Annotated in this window: 19 protein-coding genes; 8 read left to right on the top strand and 11 right to left on the bottom strand. The window is 73.5% G+C overall.

Features of this window, described 5'->3' with window-relative positions:
* Nucleotides 1–30: 30 nt before the first annotated feature.
* From AMK18_RS04405 to AMK18_RS04395, 3 genes are read right to left on the bottom strand one after another with little or no spacing between them, the layout of a single operon-like run.
* The gene (locus tag AMK18_RS04405) at nt 31–1,245 is read right to left on the bottom strand and encodes an acetyl-CoA C-acetyltransferase (protein WP_018100181.1); all 1,215 of its coding nucleotides are present in this window, start codon (nt 1,243–1,245) and stop codon (nt 31–33) included.
* Nucleotides 1,246–1,296: 51 nt separating this feature from the next.
* Complete coding sequence (locus AMK18_RS04400) at nt 1,297–2,439, bottom strand: acyl-CoA dehydrogenase family protein (RefSeq protein ID WP_018100182.1); 1,143 nt, start codon at nt 2,437–2,439, stop codon at nt 1,297–1,299.
* On the bottom strand, nt 2,439–3,590 hold the full coding sequence (locus tag AMK18_RS04395; RefSeq protein ID WP_073861704.1) for a CaiB/BaiF CoA transferase family protein: 1,152 nt from the start codon (nt 3,588–3,590) through the stop codon (nt 2,439–2,441). The genes AMK18_RS04400 and AMK18_RS04395 overlap by 1 nt, the downstream gene beginning before the upstream one ends.
* Nucleotides 3,591–3,803: 213 nt before the next feature.
* Here AMK18_RS04395 and AMK18_RS04390 point away from each other — a divergent pair, with 213 nt between their 5' ends.
* Nucleotides 3,804–4,994 carry a saccharopine dehydrogenase family protein gene (locus AMK18_RS04390; RefSeq protein WP_073861703.1) on the top strand — a complete coding sequence of 397 codons (1,191 nt, stop codon included), beginning with the start codon at nt 3,804–3,806 and terminating at the stop codon, nt 4,992–4,994.
* Nucleotides 4,995–5,006: 12 nt separating this feature from the next.
* On the opposite strand, the gene AMK18_RS04385 is transcribed toward AMK18_RS04390, so the two are convergent.
* On the bottom strand, nt 5,007–5,669 hold the full coding sequence (locus tag AMK18_RS04385; RefSeq protein WP_018100185.1) for an endonuclease V: 663 nt from the start codon (nt 5,667–5,669) through the stop codon (nt 5,007–5,009).
* A gap of 59 nt (nt 5,670–5,728) precedes the next feature.
* Here AMK18_RS04385 and AMK18_RS04380 point away from each other — a divergent pair, with 59 nt between their 5' ends.
* The 4 genes from AMK18_RS04380 to AMK18_RS04365 all read left to right on the top strand — a co-directional run bounded on the left by AMK18_RS04380 (nt 5,729) and on the right by AMK18_RS04365 (nt 9,682).
* Nucleotides 5,729–6,022 (top strand): YciI family protein, encoded by a 294-nt coding sequence (locus AMK18_RS04380; RefSeq protein WP_018100186.1) that lies wholly within the window; start codon nt 5,729–5,731, stop codon nt 6,020–6,022.
* A 150-nt stretch (nt 6,023–6,172) separates the two neighbouring features.
* Nucleotides 6,173–6,586 (top strand): SsgA family sporulation/cell division regulator, encoded by a 414-nt coding sequence (locus tag AMK18_RS04375; RefSeq protein WP_073861702.1) that lies wholly within the window; start codon nt 6,173–6,175, stop codon nt 6,584–6,586.
* A 317-nt stretch (nt 6,587–6,903) separates the two neighbouring features.
* Nucleotides 6,904–8,535: an ABC-F family ATP-binding cassette domain-containing protein gene (locus AMK18_RS04370; protein WP_073861701.1), complete on the top strand. Its 1,632-nt coding sequence runs from the start codon at nt 6,904–6,906 to the stop codon at nt 8,533–8,535.
* Nucleotides 8,536–8,707: 172 nt separating this feature from the next.
* The gene (locus tag AMK18_RS04365) at nt 8,708–9,682 is read left to right on the top strand and encodes an acyl-ACP desaturase (RefSeq protein ID WP_073861700.1); all 975 of its coding nucleotides are present in this window, start codon (nt 8,708–8,710) and stop codon (nt 9,680–9,682) included.
* Nucleotides 9,683–9,725: 43 nt separating this feature from the next.
* Here AMK18_RS04365 and AMK18_RS04360 read toward each other — a convergent pair whose 3' ends face one another.
* On the bottom strand, nt 9,726–13,088 hold the full coding sequence (locus tag AMK18_RS04360) for a hypothetical protein (protein WP_073861699.1): 3,363 nt from the start codon (nt 13,086–13,088) through the stop codon (nt 9,726–9,728).
* A 72-nt stretch (nt 13,089–13,160) separates the two neighbouring features.
* Here AMK18_RS04360 and AMK18_RS04355 point away from each other — a divergent pair, with 72 nt between their 5' ends.
* The gene (locus tag AMK18_RS04355; protein ID WP_073861698.1) at nt 13,161–14,078 is read left to right on the top strand and encodes a chitosanase; all 918 of its coding nucleotides are present in this window, start codon (nt 13,161–13,163) and stop codon (nt 14,076–14,078) included.
* A 31-nt stretch (nt 14,079–14,109) separates the two neighbouring features.
* Here the strand turns inward: AMK18_RS04355 and AMK18_RS04350 are convergent, their stop codons facing one another.
* Both AMK18_RS04350 and AMK18_RS04345 read right to left on the bottom strand, forming a co-directional pair.
* Complete coding sequence (locus tag AMK18_RS04350) at nt 14,110–15,693, bottom strand: GMC family oxidoreductase (protein ID WP_073861697.1); 1,584 nt, start codon at nt 15,691–15,693, stop codon at nt 14,110–14,112.
* A gap of 97 nt (nt 15,694–15,790) precedes the next feature.
* Nucleotides 15,791–16,045, bottom strand: a complete 255-nt coding sequence (locus AMK18_RS04345) for a WhiB family transcriptional regulator (protein WP_018100193.1) — start codon at nt 16,043–16,045, stop codon at nt 15,791–15,793.
* A gap of 144 nt (nt 16,046–16,189) precedes the next feature.
* Between AMK18_RS04345 and AMK18_RS04340 the strand changes: the two genes are divergently transcribed.
* Complete coding sequence (locus tag AMK18_RS04340; RefSeq protein WP_073861696.1) at nt 16,190–18,364, top strand: DEAD/DEAH box helicase; 2,175 nt, start codon at nt 16,190–16,192, stop codon at nt 18,362–18,364.
* Between the two features lie 5 nt (nt 18,365–18,369).
* Here the strand turns inward: AMK18_RS04340 and AMK18_RS04335 are convergent, their stop codons facing one another.
* The 3 genes from AMK18_RS04335 to ligD form a co-directional block, all read right to left on the bottom strand.
* Complete coding sequence (locus tag AMK18_RS04335) at nt 18,370–19,317, bottom strand: multicopper oxidase domain-containing protein (protein WP_026171147.1); 948 nt, start codon at nt 19,315–19,317, stop codon at nt 18,370–18,372.
* Between the two features lie 147 nt (nt 19,318–19,464).
* The gene (locus AMK18_RS04330; RefSeq protein WP_073861695.1) at nt 19,465–20,526 is read right to left on the bottom strand and encodes a hypothetical protein; all 1,062 of its coding nucleotides are present in this window, start codon (nt 20,524–20,526) and stop codon (nt 19,465–19,467) included.
* Entirely contained in the window at nt 20,523–21,533 is a 1,011-nt protein-coding gene (gene ligD, locus AMK18_RS04325) for a non-homologous end-joining DNA ligase (protein ID WP_073861694.1), read from the bottom strand. The genes AMK18_RS04330 and ligD overlap by 4 nt, the downstream gene beginning before the upstream one ends.
* Nucleotides 21,534–21,630: 97 nt before the next feature.
* On the opposite strand from ligD, the gene AMK18_RS04320 reads away from it, so the two are divergent.
* Complete coding sequence (locus tag AMK18_RS04320) at nt 21,631–22,695, top strand: ATP-dependent DNA ligase (protein ID WP_073861693.1); 1,065 nt, start codon at nt 21,631–21,633, stop codon at nt 22,693–22,695.
* A gap of 193 nt (nt 22,696–22,888) precedes the next feature.
* Here AMK18_RS04320 and AMK18_RS04315 read toward each other — a convergent pair whose 3' ends face one another.
* Nucleotides 22,889–24,085, bottom strand: a complete 1,197-nt coding sequence (locus AMK18_RS04315; protein ID WP_073861692.1) for a lytic transglycosylase domain-containing protein — start codon at nt 24,083–24,085, stop codon at nt 22,889–22,891.
* Nucleotides 24,086–24,100: the final 15 nt, after the last annotated feature.

Here is a 24,100-nt window from a genome sequence, read left to right as displayed (position 1 = left end):
GGGTGTGTCTTCTCCGTAGGAAGGGGACGGTCAGAGACGCTCGATGACGGTGGCGATGCCCATGCCGCCGCCCACGCACAGGGTGGCGAGGCCGTAGCGCCGGTCGCGCCGCTCCAGCTCGTCGATGAGGGTGCCGAGGATCATGGCGCCGGTGGCGCCCAGCGGGTGGCCGAGCGCGATGGCGCCGCCGTTGACGTTGACCTTGTCGAGGGAGACGCCCATGTCCCGGACGAACCGCAGGACGACCCCGGCGAAGGCCTCGTTGATCTCGATGAGGTCGATGTCCTCGATGGTCAGTCCGGCCTTGGCGAGCGCCTTGCGGCTGGCCGGGGCGGGGCCGGTGAGCATGATGGTCGGCTCGGAGCCGGAGACGGCGGCGGAGACGATGCGGGCGCGGGGGGTGAGGCCGTAGCGCTCGCCGATCTCCTGGTTGCCGATGGCGACGAGGGAGGCGCCGTCCACGATGCCGGAGGAGTTGCCCGCGTGGTGGACGTGGTCGATCTTCTCGACCCAGTGGTACTTCTGGAGCGCCACCGCGTCGAAGCCGCCCATCTCGCCGATCGTCGCGAAGGAGGGCTTGAGCGAGGCGAGCGAGTCGGCGGTGGTGCCGGGGCGCATGTGCTCGTCGTGGTCGAGGACGACGAGGCCGTTGCGGTCCTTGACGGGGACGACGGACCGGGCGAAGCGGTTGTCCTTCCACGCCTCGGCGGCGCGCTCCTGGGAGAGCGCGGCGTACTCGTCCACATCGCGGCGGGAGAAGCCCTCGATGGTGGCGATGAGGTCGGCGCCGATGCCCTGCGGGGCGAAGCCGGTCTCGTAGTTGGTCATCGGGTCCATCGCCCAGGCGCCGCCGTCGGAGCCCATCGGCACGCGGGACATCGACTCGACGCCGCCCGCGAGGATCAGGTCCTCCCAGCCCGAACGCACCTTGGCGGCGGCGAGGTTGACGGCTTCGAGGCCCGAGGCGCAGAAGCGGTTCTCCTGGACCCCGGCGACGGTGTCGGGCAGGCCGGCCGCGATGGCGGCGATCCTGGCGATGTCGGAGCCCTGGTCGCCGAGCGGGCTGACCACGCCGAGGACGATGTCGTCCACGGCGGCCGGGTCCAGGCCCGGGAAGCGGGCGCGGATCTCGTGGATCAGGCCGACGACGAGGTCGATGGGCTTGGTGCCGTGCAGGGCGCCGTTGGCCTTGCCGCGGCCGCGCGGGGTGCGGATCGCGTCGTAGACGAATGCTTCGGTACTCAAGACAGCTGCCTTTCGAGGGTGGTGGCGCGAGCGTGGTCCGGGGAGGCGGGGTCAGGCGAGCAGCGAGCGGCCGATGATCTCCTTCATGATCTCGGTCGTGCCGCCGTAGATGGTCTGGATGCGGCCGTCGGTGAACGCCCGGGCCACCGGGTACTCCGCCATGTAGCCGTAGCCGCCGTGAAGTTGGAGGCAGCGGTCGGCGACGCGCTTCTGCAGTTCGGTCGCCCACCATTTCGCCATCGAGGCGTGCACGGCGTCGAGGGTGCCGTCGGAGTGGTCCACGATGCAGCGGTCCAGGAAGGCCCGGGTGACGGCGCACTCGGTGGCCATCTCCGCGATCTCGAAGCGGATGTGCTGGAGCTTGGCGAGCGGCCGGCCGAACGCCTCGCGCTCCTTCACGTACGCGGTGGTGATCTCCAGGAGGTGTTCGGCGGCGGCGATCCCGGCGACGGCTATGCCCATGCGTTCCTGGGCGAGGTTGGTCATCAGGTGGATGAAGGCGCCGTCGCGCTCACCGAGCAGGTTCTCCTTGGGGACGCGCACGTCGTTGAAGAACAGCTCGGCCGTGTCCTGCGACTTCTGGCCGATCTTGTCGAGGTTGCGGCCCCGCTCGAAGCCCTCCGCGCCGCGCTCGACCACGATCAGCGAGAGGCCCTTGGCCCCGCCCTCCGGGGTGGTCTTCGCGACGACGACCACCAGGTCGGCCAGGATGCCGTTGGAGATGAAGGTCTTGGAGCCGTTGAGCAGCCAGTGGTCGCCCTTGTCCTCGGCGGTGGTGCGGATGCCCTGGAGGTCGGACCCGGCGCCGGGTTCGGTCATGGCGATGGCGGTGATGGTCTCGCCGCTGCAGAAGCCGGGCAGCCAGCGCCGCTTCTGCTCGTCGGTGGCGAGGCCGGTGAGGTACGGGCCGATGATGTCGTTGTGCAGCCCGAGCGCGATCCCGGGGGTGCCGGCCCGGGTGAACTCCTCGGCCAGGACCGCGCTGTAGCGGAAGTCGGTGTTGCCGCCGCCTCCGTACTCCTCGGGCACCGCGAGGCCGAGGAGGCCCTGCCGCCCGGCGGCGCGCCACGCCTCGCGGGAGACGATGCCGTCCTTCTCCCACTGCTCGTAGTGCGGAAGGACCTCCTTGGCGAGGAAGGTGCGCACGGTCTCGCGGAACGCGTCGTGCTCTTCGGTGAAGATCTGCCGCTGCATCAGGGAGTGGTGTCCTTCCGGGTGGTCCGCAGGCCGGGCACGTCCCAGTCGGCGGCGACGGCTTCGGTGTCCGCGCCCGGCAGGACGGGCCCGGTGCGCACGGACGTGGGCGTGGCCGAGAAGCGGGGCGCGGGCGCGGGCTGGGTGAGTCCGCCGTGCTCCACGAAGGTGGCTCGGGCGGCGAGATGCGGGTGGTGCGGGGCCTCGCGGAGCGAGAGGACCGGCGCCACACAGGCGTCCGAGCCGTCGAAGACCTCGGTCCACTCGGCGCGGGTGCGGGTGCGGAACCGGTCCGCGACGGCGGCGCGCAGCTCGTCCCAGCGGGCCAGGTCGTTCCGGTCCGGGACGGTGTCCGCGATGCCGAGGAGCCGCACGAACGCGTCGTAGAACCGCTGCTCCAGCGGGCCCACCGCCATGTACTGCCCGTCGGCGGTCTCGTACGAGCCGTAGAACGGGCAGCCGCCGTCCAGCAGGTTGGCGCCGCGCCGGTCCTGCCAGCTCCCGGCCGCGAGCATGCCGTGGATCATCGTGGCGAGGTGCGCGGCGCCGTCCACGATGGCCGCGTCGACCACCTGTCCGGTGCCGCCGGGCGTACGGGCGTGCTGGAGGGCGGCGAGGATGCCGATGACGAGGTAGAGCGAGCCGCCCGCGTAGTCGCCGACCAGGTTGGCGGGGACGGTGGGCGGCTCGTCCGGGCGGCCGATCATGGAGAGGGTGCCGGTGAGCGCGATGTACGCGATGTCGTGCCCGGCGCGCTCGGCGAGCGGTCCGTCCTGGCCCCAGCCGGTCATCCGCCCGTAGACGAGCTTCGGGTTGCGGGCCAGGCAGGCTTCGGGACCCACGCCGAGGCGTTCCGCGACGCCCGGCCGGTAGCCCTCGATGAGGACGTCGGCGCAGGCGGCCAGGTCCAGGACGGTGGCCGGGCCGTCCGGTGCCTTGAGGTCGACCAGCACGGAGCGCTTGTTGCGGTTGGTGAGGTCGCGGGCCGGGTCGATGCCGAGTCCGGCGCCGCCGGGGCGGTCGACGCGCACCACGTCGGCGCCCAGATCGGCCAGCAGCATCGCGGCGAACGGGCCGGGGCCGATACCGGCGAGTTCCACCACCCGAAGCCCGTCGAGGGGCCCGCGCGGGCCGTTCCCTGTACTCGCCATCGAGCCCCCAGCGGTATGACACAACTGATGTAACACCGATGATGCTAGGAATGCACCGCGCTCCGCACAACCCCTTGGGCCGAGCAAGCGCTTAGTTCTTTTCGCGGATCCTCATGGATACTCCCCCATGCCCCCCTCCCGCCCGCACACCGCCACGGCGGCCGCGCTAACCTCTGCTCGCTCCGTCCGGCGCCGTCCTCCGTGGAGGCTTTCGTGAACAGGCAGAACGGGCCCGCACGCCCCTATGACGTAGTCCTTTTCGGCGCCACCGGTTTCGTGGGCGCGCTCACCGCCGAGTATCTGGCCCGGCACGCCCCCGACGGCTGCCGCTGGGCCCTCGCCGGACGCGACCGCGCCAAGCTGGAGAAGCTCCGTGCCCGGCTGACCGCCCTCGATCCGCGCTGCGCGGACCTGCCGCTCATCCGGGCGGACGCCTCCGACAAGGGATCGCTGCGCGAACTCGCCGAGTCCACGCACGTGGTGGCCACGACCGTCGGCCCCTACGTCTGGTACGGCGAGGAGCTGGTCGCCGCCTGCGCGGAGGCGGGGACGGACTACACGGACCTGACGGGCGAGCCGGAGTTCGTGGACCGGATGTACGTGGCGCACGACACCCGGGCCCGCGAGACCGGCGCCCGCATCGTGCACGCCTGCGGTTTCGACTCCGTGCCGCACGACCTCGGCGCCTACTTCACGGTCCGGCAGCTGCCCGAGGACGTGCCGCTGCGCGTCGACGGCTTCGTCCGCAGCAACGCCGTCTTCTCCGGCGGTACGTTCGCCTCGGCGCTCACCGCGATGGGCCGGGGCGCGCAGACGGCACGCGCCGCGCGGGAACGCCGGCTGTACGAACCCCGGCTCGCCGGGCGCCGCGTCCACGCCCCGCTCGGCCGCCCCCGCTTCAGCCCGGAGACGGGCACCTGGGCGCTTCCGCTGCCGACGCTCGACGCGCGGGTCATCGCCCGCTCGGCGAAGGCGCTGCCCCGCTACGGCCCCGACTTCCGCTACCGCCACTACGCCTCGGTCAAGCGCCTCCCCGTGGCCCTCGGGGGGACCGCCGCGCTCGGCGTGCTGCTCGGCGCCGCGCAGGTGCCGGCCGCGCGGGAGTGGCTGATGGGGCGTTACGAGCCCGGCGCGGGCCCGGACGCGGAGCGCAGGCGGCGCAGCTGGTTCACCGTGCGGTTCGTCGGCGAGGGCGGCGGGCGGCAGGTGTTCACGGAGGTGTCGGGCGGCGATCCGGGGTACGACGAGACGGCGAAGATGCTCGCGGAGTCGGCGCTGTGCCTGGCGTTGGACGAGCTGCCGGCCACCTCGGGGCAGGTCACGACGGCCGCCGCGATGGGCGACGCGCTGCTCGACCGGCTGGTGGCGGCGGGGCTGCGGTTCCGGGTGGCGGCGGCGCGCTGAGAGGTCGCGGCCTCAGCCGGTGGCCTCGCGCAGCGCCCTGCGGCACAGGGAGTCCGCCCTGCGCGTGGTCTCCGGCTGCCGGAAGTCCCGGGCGAGCGCGAGGGTGTGCGCGACGGCGTTGTCCAGACCGGTGCGGTGCCCGACGGAGACGTAGACCGGCTTGGTGCCGGCCCGGGTGCGCAGGGCCCGGCCGACCTCCTCCGCCCCGTCCAGCAGCGGCGACTGGTCCCCGCGCCGCGGTCCCGGCGGCTCGTGGGTGAAGGTGAACGGGCTCTTGGCGACGCCGATGACCGGGAGCCCGGTGAGGACCCCGAGGTGGCTGGCGAGGCCGAAGCGGCGGGGGTGGGCCCTGCCGTACCCGTCGCAGACGACGAGCCCGGGGTCGGCGCCCAGGTTCTCCAGGGCGGCCAGGACGGTCGGGATCTCGCGGAAGGCCAGCAGCCCCGGGACGTACGGGAAGCTGACCCGGCCGACGGCGGTCGCCTCCTCCACCACCTCCAGCGTCGCGGCGTCGAGCACGACGGCCGCCGCCACCACGATGTCCCGCTCGTCGTCATAGGCGACGTCGACCCCGGTCACCCGGCCGGTCCCGGGCGGCGGGCCGGGCTCGTCGAGGATCACCCGGCCGCGCAGGGCGTCCTGAACGGCACGGGCCCCGGCGGCGTCGGAAGGCATGGGAAGCGCTGTCATGATGGGGCCACACTACGGGCCGCCCCGGTCGGTAGCCTGGGCACATGTTCGTACTTGAGCTCTCCTACACCGCCCCGATGGACCGCGTCGACGCGGCACTGAGCGCACATGTCGCCTGGCTCGACCGGCAGTACGAGGCCGGGGTGTTCATCGCCTCCGGGCGCAAGAACCCCCGGGACGGCGGGGTGATCCTCGCGGTCGGGGACGACCGGGCGGCGATCGAGGAGCTGGCGGCGACCGACCCGTTCGTGGTCGAGGGCGTCTGCGCGTACCGGATCACCGAGTTCATCGCCACCAAGACCTCGGACGCGCTCGCCCCGTACCGCCAGCGGCTCTGACGGGTGCTCCCGCCGGAACGGGGCACGTGAACAGGCAGCGGTGTGCGCGGTGATGCAGCTCACTCCGACTCCCGGTGCACGGATCGGCGGCTTCCGCCGTCTCTACGGGTGCCGGGAACCGTTCGTCCGGTCGCGAGAGGGAGCAGGTTCGTGTCCACGGTCATCGAACAGTCCGTACAGGCCCGCATGGTGGCGTCCGCGCCGCAGATGGAGAGCCTGCCCGCCGTCCTGAGCTACGACCGGGCGGACCCCTTCGCCGTGCGCATGGCGTTCCCCGCGCCGGCGACGCTGGAAGGGACCGAGGTGTCCTGGCAGTTCTCCCGGGACCTGCTCGCCGCCGGGATGGAGGTGCCGTCCGGGCTCGGGGACGTACGCGTCAGGCCGTTCGGCTACGACCGTACGGTGCTGGAGTTCCACGCCGCCGAGGGGATCGCGATGGTGCATGTGCGCACCGCGGATCTGCGGCGGTTCCTGCGACGGGCCCAGGAGCTGGTGCCCTGCGGCCATGAGCACCGGTTCCTGGACCTCGACCGGAACCTGACCGAGCTCTTCGGACCCTGCTGAGCCCGCGACCCGCTTGCGCGCGGGGGCCGTTAATTCGATTGCTCCCTCCCCGGGCCCCGCGTAACGTTCCCGGTGTCCTTGTCGTCGCCGAATGGAGCAGGCCCTTGAAGGTCTGAGGTCCCGAGACACCGTGTCGCGTGCCATGACCGGCCTTTGCCGTGTCCGCGCGCCCGAGTGCGACCTCAGCTCTCCGAGCCGTCCTCCGCGACCAGGGCCTTCCCTCCGCGCTACCGGAACTTCCGCCGGAACGCGTCGAATGCCAGTGGCCGGTGTCTCGTCCCGTTGCCCTGTCCTTCCTCGCAACCGGGAGATTCCTCATGTCTACCCCCACCGCACACATCACCTGTTCCGCGCTCTCCCTGGTCTGGCCCGACGGCGGCCGGGCCCTGGACGGCCTCGATCTCTCCGTGGGCCCCGGCCGCACGGGGCTCATCGGCCTCAACGGGGCCGGAAAGTCCACCCTGCTCCGGCTGCTCGCCGGGGAGATCGAGCCCACCGGGGGCCGGATCGGCATCTCGGGAGAAGTGGGCTACCTGCCGCAGAACCTGGTCCTGGACACGGAGTTGCGCGTCGACGCCGCGCTCGGGATCGACGCGGTCCGCCGCGCGCTGCACGCCATCGAGGCCGGTGACGTCGGCGAGGAGCACTTCACCGCCGTCGGCGACGACTGGGACGTCGAGGAGCGGGCCCGTGCCGCCCTCGACGGGCTGGGCCTCGGCCACATCGGGCTCGACCGCACGATCGGCGAGATGTCCGGCGGCGAGTGCGTGCTGCTGCGGCTGGCCGCCCTGCTGCTGGCCCGGCCCGACGTGCTGCTGCTGGACGAGCCGACCAACAACCTGGACCTGTACGCCAGACGGCGGCTGTACACGGCCGTCGACGCCTGGCACGGGGTGCTCGTCGTCGTCAGCCACGACCGGGAACTCCTGGAGCGGGTCGACCAGATCGCCGACCTGCGGGACTCCACCGTCACCTGGTACGGCGGCAACCTCTCCGCGTACGAGGAGGCGCTGGCCGTCGAGCAGGAGGCGGCCGAGCGCATGGTGCGCGTCGCCGAGGCCGACATGAAGCGGCAGAAGCGCGAACTGGCCGACGCCCAGGTGAAACTGGCCCGGCGCAAGCGGTACGGGCAGAAGATGTACGAGCAGAAGCGCGAGCCCAAGATCGTCATGGGGGCGCGCAAACGCTCCGCCCAGGAGTCCGCGGGCAAGCACCGGATCATGCACGCGGAGCGGCTGGCCGAGGCGAAGGAGCGCCTGGACGAAGCCGTCGAGCTGGTCCGCGACGACGACGAGATCCGGGTCGAACTGCCGCGCACCCGGGTCCATCCGGGCCGGGGCGTGCTGGTCCTGCGCGATCTGGAACTCGCGTACGGGGCACGGGTGCGGGGCCAGTACGAGGTGCGCGGTCCGGAGCGCATCGCGCTGGTGGGGCGCAACGGGGCGGGCAAGACCACGCTGCTGCGCACGCTCGCCGGTGAGCTGGCCCCGGTGTCCGGCGAGGCCGTGACCGACGTCCCGCTGCGCTTCCTGCCCCAGCGGCTCGACGTGCTGGACGACGGGCTGAGCGTGGTGGAGAACGTGGCGCGGTTCGCCCCGGACGCCACCGACAACCACATGAGGGCGAGGCTCGCGCACTTCCTCTTCCGGGGTGCGCGGGCGGACCGGGCGGCGGGGACGCTGTCGGGTGGGGAGCGGTTCCGGGCGGCGCTCGCCGCGCTGCTGCTGGCCGAGCCGGCGCCCCAGCTGCTGATGCTGGACGAGCCGACGAACAACCTCGACCTGGCGAGCGTACGACGGCTGACCGAGGCGCTGGAGGCGTACGAGGGGGCGCTCGTGGTGGCCAGTCACGATGTGCCGTTCCTGGAATCGCTGGGGATCACCCGCTGGCTGCTGCTCGACGGGGAGCTGCGGGACACCACCGCCGAGGAGGTGCGCGCCGGGCTCTGACGTGGGAAGGAGGGGGTGCGCGCCGGTCCGGCGCGCACCCCCTCCGGCGTTCCGTCACGCAGAGTGATCGGCGCTCGCCCGTTCGGGCTTGGCCAGAGCCTTACCGTCGCTTTAACCTACGGTCTCGTAACCTACGAGTCCGTAGGTAGTTCTCCCGTCCCCAGGAGCCCCCGTGACGATCACTTCTCCCCATCTCGGCAGTTCACAGGCGTGGACCGATGCCCACCTCCTGTTCGCGCTGGAAGAGGTGGTCGAGAAGGAGCTCAACAGGCATCTCAAGGTCGCCAAGGACTGGATGCCGCACGAGTACGTCCCCTTCTCCGACGGGCGCAACTTCCCCGGCGTCTTCGAGGACGGCGAGGCGTGGCAGGCCGAACAGTCCAAGGTCACCGACATCGGCAAGATCGCGCTCGTGGTCAACCTCCTCACCGAGGACAACCTCCCCAGCTACCACCACGAGATCGCCACGCTCTTCGGCCGCGACGGCGCCTGGGGCACCTGGGTGCACCGCTGGACGGCCGAGGAGGGCCGGCACGGCATCGTGATGCGGGACTACCTGCTCACCTCGCGCGCCGTCGACCCGGACAAGCTGGAGCAGTTCCGGATGGCGCACATGGCGGAGGGCTTCGAGTCGGACAACCGGCACTCGATGCTGCACTCCGTGGCCTATGTGGCCTTCCAGGAGCTGGCGACCCGCGTCTCGCACCGCAACACCGGGCACCAGTCGGGCGACCCGGTCTGCGACCGGATGCTGGCCCGCATCGCGACCGACGAGAACCTGCACATGGTCTTCTACCGCAACCTGCTGGGCGCGGCGTTCCAGCTGGCCCCGGACCTGACGATGCAGTCCGTGCGCGACGTCGTCGTCAACTTCCGGATGCCCGGCCACGGCATGCCCGGCTTCGAGCGGGCCGCCGCGCAGATGGCGATCGGTGAGATCTACAACATGCGCATCCACCACGACGACGTCATCCAGCCGGTGCTGCGCTACCTGAAGGTGCTCGACATCGACGGCCTGGGCCCGGAGGGCCTGAAGGCGCAGGAGGAGCTGGGCCTGTACATGCACGGCCTGGACACCGAGGCGGCGAAGTTCGACGAGAAGCTGGCCGCCCGGAAGGCCCGGATGGCCGCCCGCGCCCAGGGCTGACCGCCCGGCCTGACCGCACGGAGGTGGCGCTCCGGGGGCCCGCTCACTCCCGGACCGTCACCTCCGCGTACGCCGCGTCGCGCACCTCCGCCTCCGGGTGGCGCCGCAGCAGCCGCAGCTGGGTCCGCCAGGGCCCGGTCCACCCCGTGTGCCGTCCGCCGGACGCGACCAGCCGCACCGCCAGCAGGCCGTGCGCGAGGCCGCCGTCCTCGCCGAGGCGCCCCGCCACCGCGAGCAGCGTCGCCGCCCCGTCCTCGCCCTGCGGGACACCGTGGTGCGTGCCGTACAGGAGAGCGACGCGGGCGGCGAGCACGGGCCGGCCGGTCACCAGCAGGGCGATGCGGTCCAGCGCGGCGTGCAGCGCGTCCGCTCCGCTCCCCGGGTCCACCGCCCTGGCCAGCAGCTCCGCGGCCTGCGGTACGTAGTCGCGGTGGCGGGCGAGCCGGTCGCCGGCGGCGGCGAGGACGGAGCGCAGGGTCGCGTCGGCGCGCCCCCCGGCCGCCGAGGCGAGGCGGTTCACCAGGTACACGGCCCGCTGTCGCTCGGGCCGGTCGCGGTCGCTGCCCGCGTCGTCCATCGCCACGGAGTCCGTGAGCGCGGCCAGCGCACCCATCAGCGCGCGGGCGGCCTCGCCGGAGGCGGCGGGCGCGGCACCGGCCAGCGCGTCGGCGGCCGAGCGCCAGGAGCGGCGGCGCGCCAGGTCCGTCACGGCGGCGGCCAGCACCTCGCAGATGCCCGGCTCCCACGGTATCCAGCGGGCCACCACGGCGTGGGCGGCGGCGGCCAGCTCCTCGTCGTCCGTGCCGCACACCTCCCGCACCAGGCGCGCGTAGCCGGTGCGGTGCGCGCCGGGCAGGTCCATGGGCCGCACGCGGAGGACGGCGGTGCGGAGCACGGCGGGCCCGGCGGCGGCGTCGGCGAGCAGCCGCCACATCCGCGCGTCGCCGAGCAGCTCGATGGCCCCGGCCACGCAGGCGGCCCGGACGTCCGGGTGCTGCTCGGGGGCTTCGTAGCCCTCGGTGACCAGGTCCGCGGCGGTCTCCCGGGGCAGCCGGGCCACGGCGAGCCGGACGGTCTCCTTGCGGCTGGTGACCTTGCCGGTGCCCGGGGCCAGCCGGGCGCGGAGCATCGGGGCGAGGACGGAGGGGCGGACGTCCTGGGAGGCCCGGCCGGCCGCGAAGACGGCGACCCGGGCGCGGTCGTCGCCGGTGTGGGCGAGCAGGACGGGCAGCACCTCGGGGGCGCGGTCGGTGTGGCCGAGTGCGGTGAGCGCGGCCTCGGCGAGCACGACGTCGTCGGAGCCGGTCCACTCCCCCAGCGACTCGGCTCCGGTCCCGGGGATGCGGGCCAGGGCGGCGACGGCGCGCGCCCGCCCGTGCAGCGGCAGCTTCCCGTCGCGCGCCGCATGGCGCAGGGCGCGCTCGGCGGCGCGGTGCTGGCGGGGCACCCAGCGGCGGATCTCGGGGCCGGGGTGGACGGTCCAGGGGCGGCCGGGGGTCAGGAAGCGGCCGTGCGGCGGCGGGGTCGCGAGGTACGGGTCGAGCAGGTCGGTCCGGGTGCGGGTGAGGACCGCCTGCACCTCGGGCAGGGTGCCGGCCGAGGGGTCGAGCGCGAGGAGCCGTTCGACGCGCTCGCCCCGGTCCGTGTCCGGTTCCAGCCACAGCCGGACGGCGGTCCGCGCGGTGGTGACCGAGCCGAAGCGGATCGCCTGCCACAGCAGGTCCTGGAGCTCGGGCAGCCCGGCCGCGCGGCGGCCCAGCGCCCGGACGAGCGCGAACGCGAGCCCGTAGTCGCTCTTCTCGGCGCCCGCCTCCAGCCAGGGCCGCAGGGCCTCGAAGACTTCGTGCTCCTGGCCCCTGCGCAGGGTGCGGTCGAGCCGTCCGAGGTCGGCGCCGCCGGTGTTGCCGGAGATCCGGACCAGGGTGCGCAGCGACCAGCTGACCAGGGCGCGGCGGCCGGTGACGGCGTGTTCGCGCAGCAGCCGCACGGCGAGGGTGCTCAGGGCGTGCCGGGTGGCGTAGGAGGAGTCCCGGGCCTCGACGGCGTCGGCCGCGATCCGGTCCAGGGCGGGTTCCATGGCCTCGGTGAACAGGGCGGCGGGGATGCCCGCGAGGGCGAGGAGGGCGGCCGAGCGGACGGGGTCCTGTTCGTTGCGGAGCCTGGCCATGTCGTCCAGGAGTACGGCGACGGGCCCGGGTGCGCCGGTGCGCCCGGCGTTGCGGACGAGCAGCGGCCAGACGAGGGCCCGGTCCGCGGCGGCGGGCCGGCGGGTGGCGGCGAGCAGCCGGTCCCACACTTCGGCGGCCGGGAGGTAGGACTGGGCGAGGAGCACGGTGTGCCAGTCCTCGCCGCGTTCGGCGGCCCGGTCCGCCATCCGCCGCGCCGCGTCGGCGACGCCGCTGCGGGGCAGTGCGTCGAGGAGGTCCGCGTCGACGGCGGGTCCGCCCGGGCCGCGTCCGGCGGTGACCGAGGCGTGCAGGGCGGTGCGCCGGCCGGGCGGCAGGGCGGCGAGGAGCCGGGCGAGGCCCGCGGAGTCCTGGGCCATGGCCCGGCCCAGCTCCACGACGAGCCCGTCGGGCGCGGTGCGGGCGAGGCGGAGGAGGACGCCGTCGGGTATCCGGCGCGCCCCGTGCTCCAGCATGGACCGGGTCTGGGGGCGCAGCAGCAGCCGGGCGGTGCGGGCCGGGTCGGCGGCGGCGAGGGCGCCGAGGCGGTGGGCCAGCGGCCACGGCAGGGTGGCGGGGCCGAAGCGTTCGAGCAGATCGAGGACGCGGGCGGGCCGGGCGGTGACGGTCGCGGCGATCCCGGGGGCGTACCGCTGCCACCACTCCGGGCGCTGCGGCTCGGGCAGTTCGGCGAGCTGGTGTTCGACGGCGTCCAGGAGGGGGCCGGGGTGGCAGCGGCCCAGGCCGCTCCAGCCGCGTACGGCGTACAGCAGCTCGGGCAGCAGCCGGGCGACGGTGTCGGCGGGGCAGCCGGGGAGCAGCACGGCCGCCTCGGCGTCGCCCCAGTCGGCGCGCACCCGTTCGAGGAGCCGGGCGGCGAGGCCGGTGCGCCCGTCGCGGACGACGGCCCGGAGCAGGCGGCGGCGCGCGGTGCGGGGCAGGTCGTCCAGGGCCCGCTCGTACGCCTCGTCGGGGACCCCGAGGCTCCGGGCCGCCCGCAGGGCGTGGCCCTGCACGAAGGGGTCCGGGTCGGCGAGGTGCGCGCCGGTCCACTCCGCGTCGCCGCCGACGGCCGCCGCGATGACGGCGAGACCGCGCTCGTACGGGCCACCCCCGTCCAGCTCGTCCAGCACGCGGCGCAATTCCCCCGAAGCGGACAGAACGCGGGCCCGGGCGGCGAGTTCGCGCATGCGCCGGGGGTACGGAAGCGGGTCGAGGGACTTCAGCAGGGCGTCGGTCATGGGGTGATTCTGCCGTGCGGGGGCGTGCCGCCCGGGGGCGGGCGGGGACCGTACGCTGTGCCGGTGAAACCTGTGACCCGCTTCGTTCTCATCGGTGCGCCGCTGGCGATAGCCGTCGCCCTCGTCTTCAACACCGGTGGCGACGACGCCGGACTGCCGACGGACTCCCCCAAGGCCGCCGAGGCTTCGGCCACCGGGCCGGTGAACCCGGACCCGTTCGCGGCGGCGGACGACGAGGAGCGCGCGGAGATGAACAAGCGGGTCGGCCGGGCGCCGGCCGGGCTCGCCGCGCCGAAGATGCGCGAGATCGCGTGGGAGCTGCTGGCCAGCGCGGAGGGCTCGACGCTGGACTGGCGCACCCAGTACGCGACGATCGAGGACAGCGGCGACGGCACCGGTTACGCGGCCGGGCTCGTCGGTTTCTGCTCCGGTACGCACGACATGCTGGCGTTCGTGGAGACGTTCACGAAGGACCACCCGGACAACCCGCTCGCCCCGTATCTGCCCGCGCTGCGCAAGGTCGACGGGACCGGTTCGCACGAGGGCCTGGACCCGGGGTTCACGGGTGCGTGGAAGAAGGCGGCCGAGGACCCGGCGTTCCGCGCGGCGCAGGAGGAGGTCCGCGACAAGCAGTACTTCGAGCCCGCGGTGCGCCTGGCGAAGCTGGACGGGCTCGGCGCGCTGGGCCAGTTCATCTACTTCGACACCATGGTGCTCCAGGGGCCCGGGCACGAGGCGGATTCCTTCTACGGCATCCGGCAGGCGGCGCTGGCCGAGGCGGACACGGTCGCGGAGGGCGGTGACGAGTCGGCGTACCTGGACATCTTCCTGGACACCGCGCGGGCCGTGATGAAGTCGAAGAAGAACCAGCAGCACGACACCTCGCGCATCGACACCGCGCAGCGCGTCTTCCTGGAGGACGAGAACCTGGGCCTGGAGCCGCCGCTGACCTGGAAGATGTACGGGGAGACGTTCCGTATCCCGTCGTGATCCCGGCCCTGCGGCGGCCCCTGGCGGACTTCTAGCCCCGGGCGTCCTGCCGGATCAGTTCGGCGGCCTTCTCGGCGATGGCGACCGTGGGCGCGTGGGTGTGACCCCGGGTGATGCGCGGCATGACCGAGGCGTCGACCACGCGCAGGCCCCGGACCCCGCGCACCCGGAGCCGGGGGTCGGTGACCGAGCCGGGGTCCTCGCCCATCCGGCAGGTGCCGACGGGGTGGTAGAGGGTCTCCGCCCCGGTCCGAATCGCCTCGGCGAGGCGGTCGTCGTCCACCTCGCCCGGGTAGTGGCCCATGGGCGTCGAGGTGTGCGGGGCGAGGGCAGTGTGGGCGAAGAGCCGTTCGGCGTGGCGGACGCCGTCCATCATGCGCCGCAGATCGGTGCCGGCCGCGAGGTAGCCCGGGTCGATGCGCAGGGCGGAGCGCGGGTCCGGGTGGTCGGTGTCCAGGGTGATGCGGCCGGTGCTCTCGGGCTGGAGCAGGACCACGCCGATCGTGATGCCGTGTTCGGTGGGCGGGGTGAGCCCGTGGTCGATGAACGGGGCCGGGGCGAAGATCAGTTCCAGGTCCGGGGCGGCCGGTGCGGAGGCGCTGCGGACGAAGGCGACGGCCTCCGCCAGGTTGGAGCTGAGCGGTCCGCGCCCGGTGAGCAGGTAGCGGGCGATGTTCACCGGGGTGTCGGCGCCCGTCAGGGTGACCGGGCGCGGGCAGTGCAGGGTGACCGCGAAGGACAGGTGGTCCTGGAGGTTGCGGCCGACGTCCGGTGACGCGGCGCGCACCTCGACGCCCGCGCGGCGCAGTTCGCCGGGGTCGCCGATGCCCGAGCGCAACAGCAGGTGCGGGGAGCCGATGGCGCCGGCGCTGAGGATCACCTCGCGGCGCGCGGTGAGCGTACCGGAGCTCTCGGTCTCCACCCCGGTGGCCCGGTCGCCGTCGAAGGCGAGGGCGCGGACGCGGGTGTGCGGGAGGATATCCAGATTGGCGCGCTTGGCGGCCGGTTTGAGGTACCCGTCGGCCGCGCTCCAGCGCCGTCCGCGCCGCTGGTTGACGGGGGTGAGGGCGACCCCGCTGTGGTCGGGCGCGTTGAGTTCGGGCAGGAGTGTCAGGCCGTCGTCGCGGCAGGCGGTGACGAAGTCGGCGGTGAGCGGGGACGGGCTGCGGGGCGGCGCGATGTGCAGCGGGCCCTCGGTGCCGTACACCGTGCGGTCGCCTGCCGGGCCGGACCAGCGCTCGGCGCGCCGGAAGTAGGGCACGATCGCGTCGTGGCCCCAGTCCGGCCCGGCGGACGCCGCCCACGCGTCGTAGTCGTCGCGGTGTCCGCGTACCCACATCATCGCGTTGATCGAGGAGGAACCGCCGAGCGTGTGCCCGCGCGGCCAGAACAGCTCGCGGCCGCCGAGCGCCGGCTGCTTCACCGTGCTGAAGTCCCAGTCGAACGGGGTCTTGAACAACTGTGGGAAGGCGGCCGGGATGCGGATCTCCTGCTTGCGGTCGGGGCCTCCCGACTCGACCAGCGCGACCCGCACGGTGGGGTCCTCGGACAGCCGCGCGGCCAGCACGCAGCCGGCCGAACCCGCCCCGACGACGACGTAGTCGTACTCGCTCAACTCGGCTTCTCCTCCAGGTCGACGCGGGTTCCGGCGCGGCCACGGGGCCCGCTCACGGAAACGGTGGAGGCCGAAGTCTCGCACGTACGGGGCTGATTCAGGCCCGCTCGCGGCCAACTCTGCGCAGCCGCTCCCGCTCCTTCTCGGACAGGCCGCCCCACACGCCGAAGCGCTCGTCGTTGTCGAGGGCGTACTCCAGGCACGCCTGCCGTCCCTCGCAGGCGTTGCACAGCTGCTTGGCCTCACGGGTGGAACTGCCGGGGGCCGGGAAGAAGAACTCGGGGCCCGCCTGGGCGCACAGTGCTGTTTCCTGCCAGGAGAAGGCGGGGTCGGTCGCGGTGTTGATCAGCATGACGCCACAGTGCCGTGCCGCGATAAACGACTGATCAACGCCGCGTCAATGGCGCGTCCGCCCGGCCGCGGCACCGGCACCGCATGGGACGATATGAGCCACGTACGCGGAGAGCGGCGGGGTCGCGGAGACAGAGGGACGTACATGAGCGAGGGCGGGGCACCGGCCGGGCGGGCCGCCCGGGAGCTGCTCGTCCGCGCCGACGGTCTGCTGGACGCGGCACGCGGGGTCCTCGCGGACCACACCCGGGCCGTCACCGCCGTCCGGACGTGCCTGGACCCCCTGCTCGACGCCCTCGTGCGCGCCGATCTCGACTCCATCCCCGTTTCCCGGCTGAAGGACGTCACCGAGGGCCGGCTGCGACTCGGCGCCATCGAGCAGGCGGGTTTCACGACGGTCGGCCAGGTGTACGGCGCGAACCGCTACGAGCTCCGCCAGATCCCCGGCGTCGGCGCGCAGACGGCGGACCAGGCCCTGGCGGCGGCGGGCGGCATCGCGCACGCGGTGCGGGACACCGTCGCGGTGCGCGTGGACGTGGACGACCGGAACGAGGCGGTGACCGCGCTGCTCGGCGCGGTGTACGGGCTGGTGGCGGCGGGCCCGGACGCGCGGCGGGCGGTGGACGGGGCGCGGGCGCTGGCCGGGCGCCTCGACCCGCTGCTGGCGGCGGCCGGTCCGGCACGGGGGCGGCTGCGGATGCTGTTCGCGGGGCGACGGTCGCGGGCCGGGGTGCGGGAGGCGGTGACCGGGGTCCGGGCGGCCGTCGCCGACGCGGTGGAGCGTGGGCTGCCGCCGCTGTTCGCCCAGGTGTCGGCCGATCTGCTGCGGGCGCCGGGGTCCCCGGCCGCCGCCTGGGTCGACTTCGAACTGCGGTCCGCCGAGTACTACAGCCTGCTCGCGGAGCTCTCCGGTTCGGGGCCGGACCGGGACGCGGCGGAGGGGTTCCTGCCGTCGGGGATCGCCGACCGGGTGCGCGGGCTGCGGCTGGACGACGCCCGGCTGCGGGTCTCGCTGCGCGGCTACCAGTCGTTCGGTGCCCGGTTCGCGCTCGTCCAGAAGCGGGTAATCCTGGGCGACGAGATGGGGCTCGGCAAGACCGTCCAGGCCATCGCGGCCCTGGCGCACCTCGCGGCGCGCGGGGAGACGCACTTCCTGGTGGTATGCCCGGCGAGCGTCCTCATCAACTGGACGCGGGAGGTCCGGGCCAGGTCCACGCTGCGCGCGCTGCCGGTGCACGGGCCGGAGCGGCGGGAGGCGTTCGCGGAGTGGCGGGATTCCGGCGGGGTCGCGCTGACCACCTTCGACGCGCTGCACGCCCTGCCGGACGCCGGGGAGAGCGGGGTGCGGCCCGGGATGCTCGTGGTGGACGAGGCGCATTACGTGAAGAACCCGGAGACCCGTCGTTCGCGCGCGGTCTCCGGCTGGTCGGGGCGGACGGACCGGGTGCTGTTCCTGACCGGGACGCCGATGGAGAACCGGGTGGAGGAGTTCCGCAGCCTCGTCCGCCAGCTCCGGCCCGAGCTGGCCCCCTCGGTCGGCGCCGGGCACGGCGCGGCGGGTTCGCGGGCGTTCCGCCGGGCCGTGGCCCCCGCGTATCTGCGGCGCAATCAGGAGGACGTCCTCGCCGAACTGCCCGCCGTGGTCCAGGTGGACGAGTGGGAGGAGTTCAGCGAGGGCGATCTGCTGGCGTACCGGGAGGCGGTGGCCGAGGGGCACTTCATGCGGATGCGCCGGGCGGCGTACGCCCGTCCGGAGACCTCCGCCAAGCTGGACCGGCTGCGCGAACTCGTCGCGGACGCGGCGGGCAACGGCCTGAAGGTCGTGGTGTTCTCGTACTTCCGCGAGGTCCTGGAGACGGTGCGCGGGGCGCTCGGTGACGGGGTGTCCGGTCTGCTGTCGGGGAGCGTGGCGGCGGCTCGGCGCCAGGAGATGGTCGACGCGTTCACGGCGGCGGACGGGCACGCGGTGCTGCTGAGCCAGATCCAGGCGGGCGGGGTCGGGCTGAACATGCAGGCCGCGTCCGTCGTCATCCTGTGCGAACCGCAGATCAAGCCGACGACGGAGCACCAGGCCGTGGCCCGGGTGCACCGGATGGGCCAGATACGGACGGTCCGGGTGCACCGGCTGCTCGCCGCGGACAGCATCGACCAGCGCATGCTGGACATCGTGGCCCGCAAGGAGCGCCTGTTCGACGCGTATGCCCGGCGCAGCGACGTCGCCGAGACGACACCGGACGCGGTGGACGTGTCGGAGGGCGAGCTGGCCCGCCGCATCGTGGAGGAGGAGCAGCGGCGCCTCGGCGCGACGGCGGACCGCTGAGCGCGCTACCCGTCGTGTCCGGGGACGTTGCCGTCCCGGTCGGTCACGAAGAGCATGCCGCCCATGCCCCGGTCGGCGTGGCTCTGCACATGGCAGTGGTACATCCAGGCGCCCGCGCCCACGTGTTCGCCCGCGATGACCTGGAAACCGAAGGAGTCGGCCGGTCCGACGATCTTCGTGTCGACCACCCGGCTCGGGTCGTCGGGACCGGTGAGCATGCCCGTACGGTTGTCCGCCCAGCGGTGACCGTGCATGTGGAACGTGTGGTAGAAGTCGCCGTGCGTGATCATGACGACTTCGAGCCGGTCCCCCAGCGTGGTGGTGAAGTCCGGGCTCTCCCCGGCCGGGGTGTTGTTGATGGACATGCCGTTGAAGACGATCGTGATCGTCTTGTCCGGCAGGATGTCGCCCCGGCGGCGGACGACCAGCGGCCCGTAGAGCCCGTCGCGGATGCCGCCGGTGCCGTGGTCGGAGCCGACGGCGTGGTCGTGGTAGTGCCAGTAGCCCGCGCTGCCGGGCTGCCAGGTGCCGTCGCTGCGCAGGCCGGGGGTGTGGGTGCGCCAGGTGTACGTGCGGGTTTTGCCGGGCTCGACGGTGCTGTGGTTCATCCGGGTGCCGTCGCTGGCGATGTCGTAGTCGACGCCGTGCGCGTGCAGCCCGGCCGGGACGTCCAGGGTGTTGACGAACTCGATGTGCAGGGTGTCGCCCTCGTTGAGCTCGATGAGCGGGCCCGGCACGGTGGCCTTGCCCTTTTCGAGCCCGTAGCCCATCCGGCCGTCCGGCAGCTTCTCCACATACATCCGGATGTGCCGGACCACTCCCCCGGCGGGCGCGCGGCGGACCGGGTGCGGCAGGGCGGTGGCGGGGGCCGGGAGGGACAGCGATGCCATCCCCGCCGCCGCCACGGCCCCGCCGCCCACCAGCATCCGCCGGCTGAAACTTCTGCGGTCCATGTCGAACTCCCCACTGCTGACGGGTGCTGCCGAGGCTCTGGCGACGGGCCGTGACGGACCCGGGAAAATCGCTTACCCACAGTAAGGACAAAGTCCGCCTCAGGGCCGCCAAGCCCGGTGGGCGAGTCGCAAAATACGCCTACCGGATCAGGTGAGCGTCGCCGCGTGCTGCGGCATGTGCTCACGGCCGCCGGGGTGCCGGTGGCGCCACACCCAGAAGACGGTGCAGGAGACCAGCGACCAGGCCGCGAGGACCAGATACGGGAAGACGCGCTGGTGGCCCTGGTAGTAGACGGCGGTGTGCTGGGCGTTGACGGAGGCACCCGGGGGCAGCCAGCGTCCGATGTGCCCGAGGAGCGAGGGCAGCAGCGGCCAGGAGACGGCCCCGCCGGACGACGGGTTCCCGAGGAGCACCATCACGCCCCAGGTCGGCAGCATCGCCCAGCGGCCGATCAGGGTGTTGAACATGGTGAAGACCATGCCCGAGGTGAACATCGTGAAGGCGAGGATCAGCCAGGACTCGACGAAGGGCAGATCCACCGCCCCCAGCAGCCAGTCGACCACGGCGGCGATGGCGAAGGCGCCGAGGAGCGAGTACGCGACGGTGAAGCCGATCCGCTCCAGCGGGATCAACGACCGGGCGTGCACGCTGAGCTGGATGGAACCCACGAAACCGACGATCACCGCGGCGAGCGAGATGTAGAAGAGCGCGAGCCCGCGCGGGTCGCCCTTCTGCAGGGGTTTGACGTCCTGCACGGTCACCGGGATGGACAGCGCGTCGCCCACCTTCACGGCGGACTCGGCGAGCAGCTGGGCGACGGCCGCCCCGGAGGCGGCGGCCACGTCCAGGGACACGCCCCGCTCGCCGGAGCGCACGATCGCGAAGACCTCCTGCTCCTCCAGCGCCTCGCGCGCGGCGGCCGCCGTCGGGAAGACGTGGATGACCAGGGAGGCGTCGAGGGCCTTGTCCATCCCGGCGACGAACTCCCGGCCGCGCTCGGTGTCCGGCTCGCTGACCACGGCGGTGGGGACGCTGTGCGGGGTCGGGTTGGCCATGGCGTACGTGTAGGAGCCGGCGAAGAGCCCGGCGGCGGCGGAGAGGATGAACAGCAGGACGATCGCCGGGAAGTACGGGGACTCCTTGAAGCCCTGCCACTTCTGGCCCCGGGTCAGCGGCCGGCCGTGCGCCCCGTGCTCCGGTTCGCTCACGCCTCGTCGTCCTTGTCGCGGCGGGCGCGGCTCGGCTGCACGCGCTTGGGCTCGCCGGGCATCTTCGGGTATTCGGGCGGGTAGGGCAGGTCGCCGGGGCCGCCGTCGCTCGCGTGGCGGTCGGCGAGTTCCAGCAGCGAGTCCAGGCGGAACGCCTCCTGGTCCATGTCGGCGTGCACGTCGCCGTGTTCCGCGTACCGCACGGGCATGGTGCGCAGGTCGAAGTCGCGGGGCTCGGCGTCGTCCAGCTCCTCCCAGCGCAGCGGGGCGGAGACCGGGGCGTGCGGGAAGGGCCGTACGGAGTAGGCGGAGGCGATGGTGCGGTCGCGGGCGGTCTGGTTGTAGTCGACGAAGATCCGCTCGCCGCGCTCCTCCTTCCACCAGGCGGTGGTCACCCGGTCCGGCATCCGGCTCTCCAGCTCGCGCCCGACCGCGATGGCCGCGCGCCGCACCTCGGTGAACGTCCAGCGCGGCTCGATGGGGACGAAGACGTGGATGCCGCGCCCGCCGGAGGTCTTCGGCCAGCCGCGCAGCCCGTGCTCCTCCAGGACACCGCGCAGCTCTTGGGCGGCGCGGACCGCGTCGGCGTATCCGGTGCCCGGCTGCGGGTCCAGGTCGATGCGCAGTTCGTCGGGGTGGTCGGTGTCCCCGCCCCGGACCGGCCAGGGGTGGAAGGTCAGGGTGCCGAGGTTGGCGGCCCAGAGGACGGCGGCCACCTCGGTGGGGCACATCTCCCGGGCGGACCGCCCGCTCGGGAAGGCGATCGTGGAGGTGGGGATCCAGTCGGGGAGGTTCTTGGGGGCGCGCTTCTGGTAGAAGAACTCGCCCTCGACGCCGTCCACGAACCGCTGGAGGGTGGTGGGCCGGTTGCGCAGGGCGCGCAGGATGCCGGGGCCGACGGCGAGGAAGTACTCGGCGACGTCCCGCTTCGTGTAGCCCTTCTCCGGGAAGTAGACCTTGTCCGGATTCGACAGCCGGACCGCCCGCCCGGCCGCGTCCAGCTCCACCGCTGTGCCCGCTGCTGCCATGTCGGCCACGGTAGGCCGGGCACACATATGCCGCATATCGGGAGACTCCGGTCGCCGTACGGTCCACAATCGGGCCATGGACCTGCCGGTGATGCCGCCCGTGAAGCCGATGCTCGCCAAGTCCGTGAAGCGGATTCCGCCGGGCATGCAGTACGAGGCGAAGTGGGACGGCTTCCGGGCGATCGTGCACCGGGACGGTGACGAGGTGGTGATCGGCAGCCGGACCGGCAAGCCGCTCACCCGGTACTTCCCCGAGGTGGTCGACGCCGTCCGGGACAATCTGCCGGAGCGGTGTGTGGTGGACGGCGAGATCGTCGTCGCGCACGACGGCCGCCTCGACTTCGACCGGCTCAGCGAGCGCATCCACCCCGCCGAGTCCCGGGTGCGGCTGCTGGCCGGGGAGACCCCGGCCGCGCTGATCGCCTTCGACCTGCTGGCACTGGGCGACGAATCGCTCCTGGACACCCCGCAGGCGGACCGGCGCAAGGTGCTGGAGGGGGCGCTCGCCGGGGCGTCGGCGCCGGTGTACCTGGCCCCGTCCACGACCGACCCGGCCCGCGCCGAGGAGTGGTTCGAGCGCTACGAGGGGGCGGGGCTCGACGGGGTCGTCGCGAAGCCGCTCGACGCGCCGTACCGGCCGGACGTCCGGGCCATGTACAAGATCAAGCACGAGCGCACCGCCGACTGCGTGGTGGCCGGATACCGCTTCCACAAGAGCGGCCCGGTCGTCGGCTCGCTGCTGCTCGGCCTGTACGACGACAGCGGCGCGCTCCAGCACGTCGGGGTGTGCGCGGCCTTCCCCATGAAGCGCCGGGCGGAGCTCGTCACCGAGCTGGAACCCCTGCTGACCGGCGCCGACGACCACCCGTGGCACGCCTGGGCCGAGGCCGAGGCGCACGCGGGCGCCCGGCTGCCGGGCGCCCCGAGCCGCTGGTCCGGCAAGAAGGACATGTCCTGGGTGCCGCTGCGGCCGGAACGGGTCTGCGAGGTGGCGTACGACCACATGGAGGGCGACCGCTTCCGGCACACCGCCCAGTGGCGCCGCTGGCGGCCCGACCGTACGCCGGACAGCTGCACGTACGCACAGCTGGAGGAGGTCGTCCGCTACGACCTCGCCCAGGTGCTGGCGGGCGACGGCTGAGCCCTTCGGAAAACCCGGCCGCCGCCCGGGTACAGGGCCTTGCCTTTGGATCAGGCCGGATCAGGGAGCGGGCTCTGGTGCCGTGCATCGCAAGGCGGAGGATTGAGGCAACGCGGAGCGTTGGTGATTGACGACAACGCCGCGAGGTGCGGTGCCAGAGCCCGCGAGCCCGGCATGATCCAAAGGCAAGGCCCTAGTCCGCCGTGGGCGGCAGGGTGGGGGTGGTGCAGGGTTCGGCGGTCTCCGTGGGGTCGGGCGAGGGGGAGCCGGTGGGCTCGGTGGTGTCGGTCGGGTCGGGCGTGGGGGTGGTCGTGCAGCCCGGGTCCGGCTTCGTCGTGGTCGGGTCGGGGTCGGGGGTGGTGCTCGGGTCCGGGGAGCCGGGGTCCGTCGGGTCGGGCGAGGGGCCGGTGGTGTCCGTCGGGTCCGGGTCGGGCGTGGTGCTCGGGTCCGGGTCGTGGGTGCCCGGTGTGGTGGGGCGGGTGCTGGTGCTGGGCTGCGGGCCGACCTCGATGCCGCCGCCGTCCTTGGAGCCGGAGCCGCCGACGGGGTGCTTGGGCTTGTTGGGGCTGCCCGCGCCGGGGCTCCTCGGGACGGTCCCCGTGCCGTCGGTGACCGGATGGATGCCCTTGCGGTAGAACTCCAGCCAGGACAGCACCGTCCGCAGATAGGTCTCCGAGTGGTTGTAGCTGAGGATCGCCCGGTTCATGTCCGAGGGGATCGACAGATCGCGCGTCCCGGCGCACAGGTAGGCCCCGGCGGCGAGCGCCGCGTCGTACACGTTGTTCGGGTCGCGGCGGCCGTCGCCGTTGCCGTCGCGGCCCCAGTGCGCCCACGTCGAGGGGATGAACTGCATCGGGCCGACCGCCCGGTCGTACGTCGCGTCCCCGTCGTAGGCCCCGCCGTCGGTGTCCGCGATGTTGGCGAACCCGGCGCCGTTGAGGACCGGGCCGAGGATCGGCGAGACGGTCGTGCCGTTCCTGTCGACCCGGCCGCCGGCCGCGTGCCCGGACTCGACCTTGCCGATCGCCGCCAGTAACTGCCAGGGCAGCCGGCAGCCGGGGTCGCTGCGCCCCATCGTGGTCTCGGCCCTGCGGTAGGCGGCGAGCACGGTGGCGGGGATGCCCGCCTCGGCCCAGGACTGCCTGGCCGCGGGGCTCTGCTTCTCGCCCTTCTTCGGCGGCTTCGGGCTCTTCAGCGGCGGGAGTTCGGTGTGGTACGAGTCGTCGTTGGGGACCTCGGACCAGACGACGTCGTCCGTCGTGTGGCGGGGCTTCGGGGTCTCCTCGTGCGCGGCGAGCTGGGGTGCCTGGGACGCCGTGAGCGCGGCCATCGCGGCGACGGCGGCGGCGGTGCCGCCGAGTTGGCGGCGCATGGTGCCGTTGAACCTCATGCGTGCTCTCCTTGG

The sequence above is a fragment of the Streptomyces sp. CB01249 genome (assembly GCF_001905735.1).
In the GTDB taxonomy this organism is placed as follows: domain Bacteria; phylum Actinomycetota; class Actinomycetes; order Streptomycetales; family Streptomycetaceae; genus Streptomyces.
Note: the sequence above shows the minus strand (reverse complement) of the source record. Positions and strands in the feature narration are given on the sequence as shown.

Excerpts from the sequence above, each read along its gene's own strand:
- AMK18_RS04335 (WP_026171147.1), bottom strand. The coding sequence starts at position 19,317 with ATGGACCGCAGAAGTTTCAGCCGGCGGATGCTGGTGGGCGGCGGGGCC.
- AMK18_RS04380 (WP_018100186.1), top strand. The coding sequence starts at position 5,729 with ATGTTCGTACTTGAGCTCTCCTACACCGCCCCGATGGACCGCGTCGAC.
- AMK18_RS04370 (WP_073861701.1), top strand. The coding sequence starts at position 6,904 with ATGTCTACCCCCACCGCACACATCACCTGTTCCGCGCTCTCCCTGGTC.
- AMK18_RS04360 (WP_073861699.1), bottom strand. The coding sequence starts at position 13,088 with ATGACCGACGCCCTGCTGAAGTCCCTCGACCCGCTTCCGTACCCCCGG.
- AMK18_RS04400 (WP_018100182.1), bottom strand. The coding sequence starts at position 2,439 with ATGCAGCGGCAGATCTTCACCGAAGAGCACGACGCGTTCCGCGAGACC.
- AMK18_RS04395 (WP_073861704.1), bottom strand. The coding sequence starts at position 3,590 with ATGGCGAGTACAGGGAACGGCCCGCGCGGGCCCCTCGACGGGCTTCGG.
- AMK18_RS04320 (WP_073861693.1), top strand. The coding sequence starts at position 21,631 with ATGGACCTGCCGGTGATGCCGCCCGTGAAGCCGATGCTCGCCAAGTCC.
- AMK18_RS04385 (WP_018100185.1), bottom strand. The coding sequence starts at position 5,669 with ATGCCTTCCGACGCCGCCGGGGCCCGTGCCGTTCAGGACGCCCTGCGC.
- AMK18_RS04340 (WP_073861696.1), top strand. The coding sequence starts at position 16,190 with ATGAGCGAGGGCGGGGCACCGGCCGGGCGGGCCGCCCGGGAGCTGCTC.
- AMK18_RS04315 (WP_073861692.1), bottom strand. The coding sequence starts at position 24,085 with ATGAGGTTCAACGGCACCATGCGCCGCCAACTCGGCGGCACCGCCGCC.
- AMK18_RS04345 (WP_018100193.1), bottom strand. The coding sequence starts at position 16,045 with ATGCTGATCAACACCGCGACCGACCCCGCCTTCTCCTGGCAGGAAACA.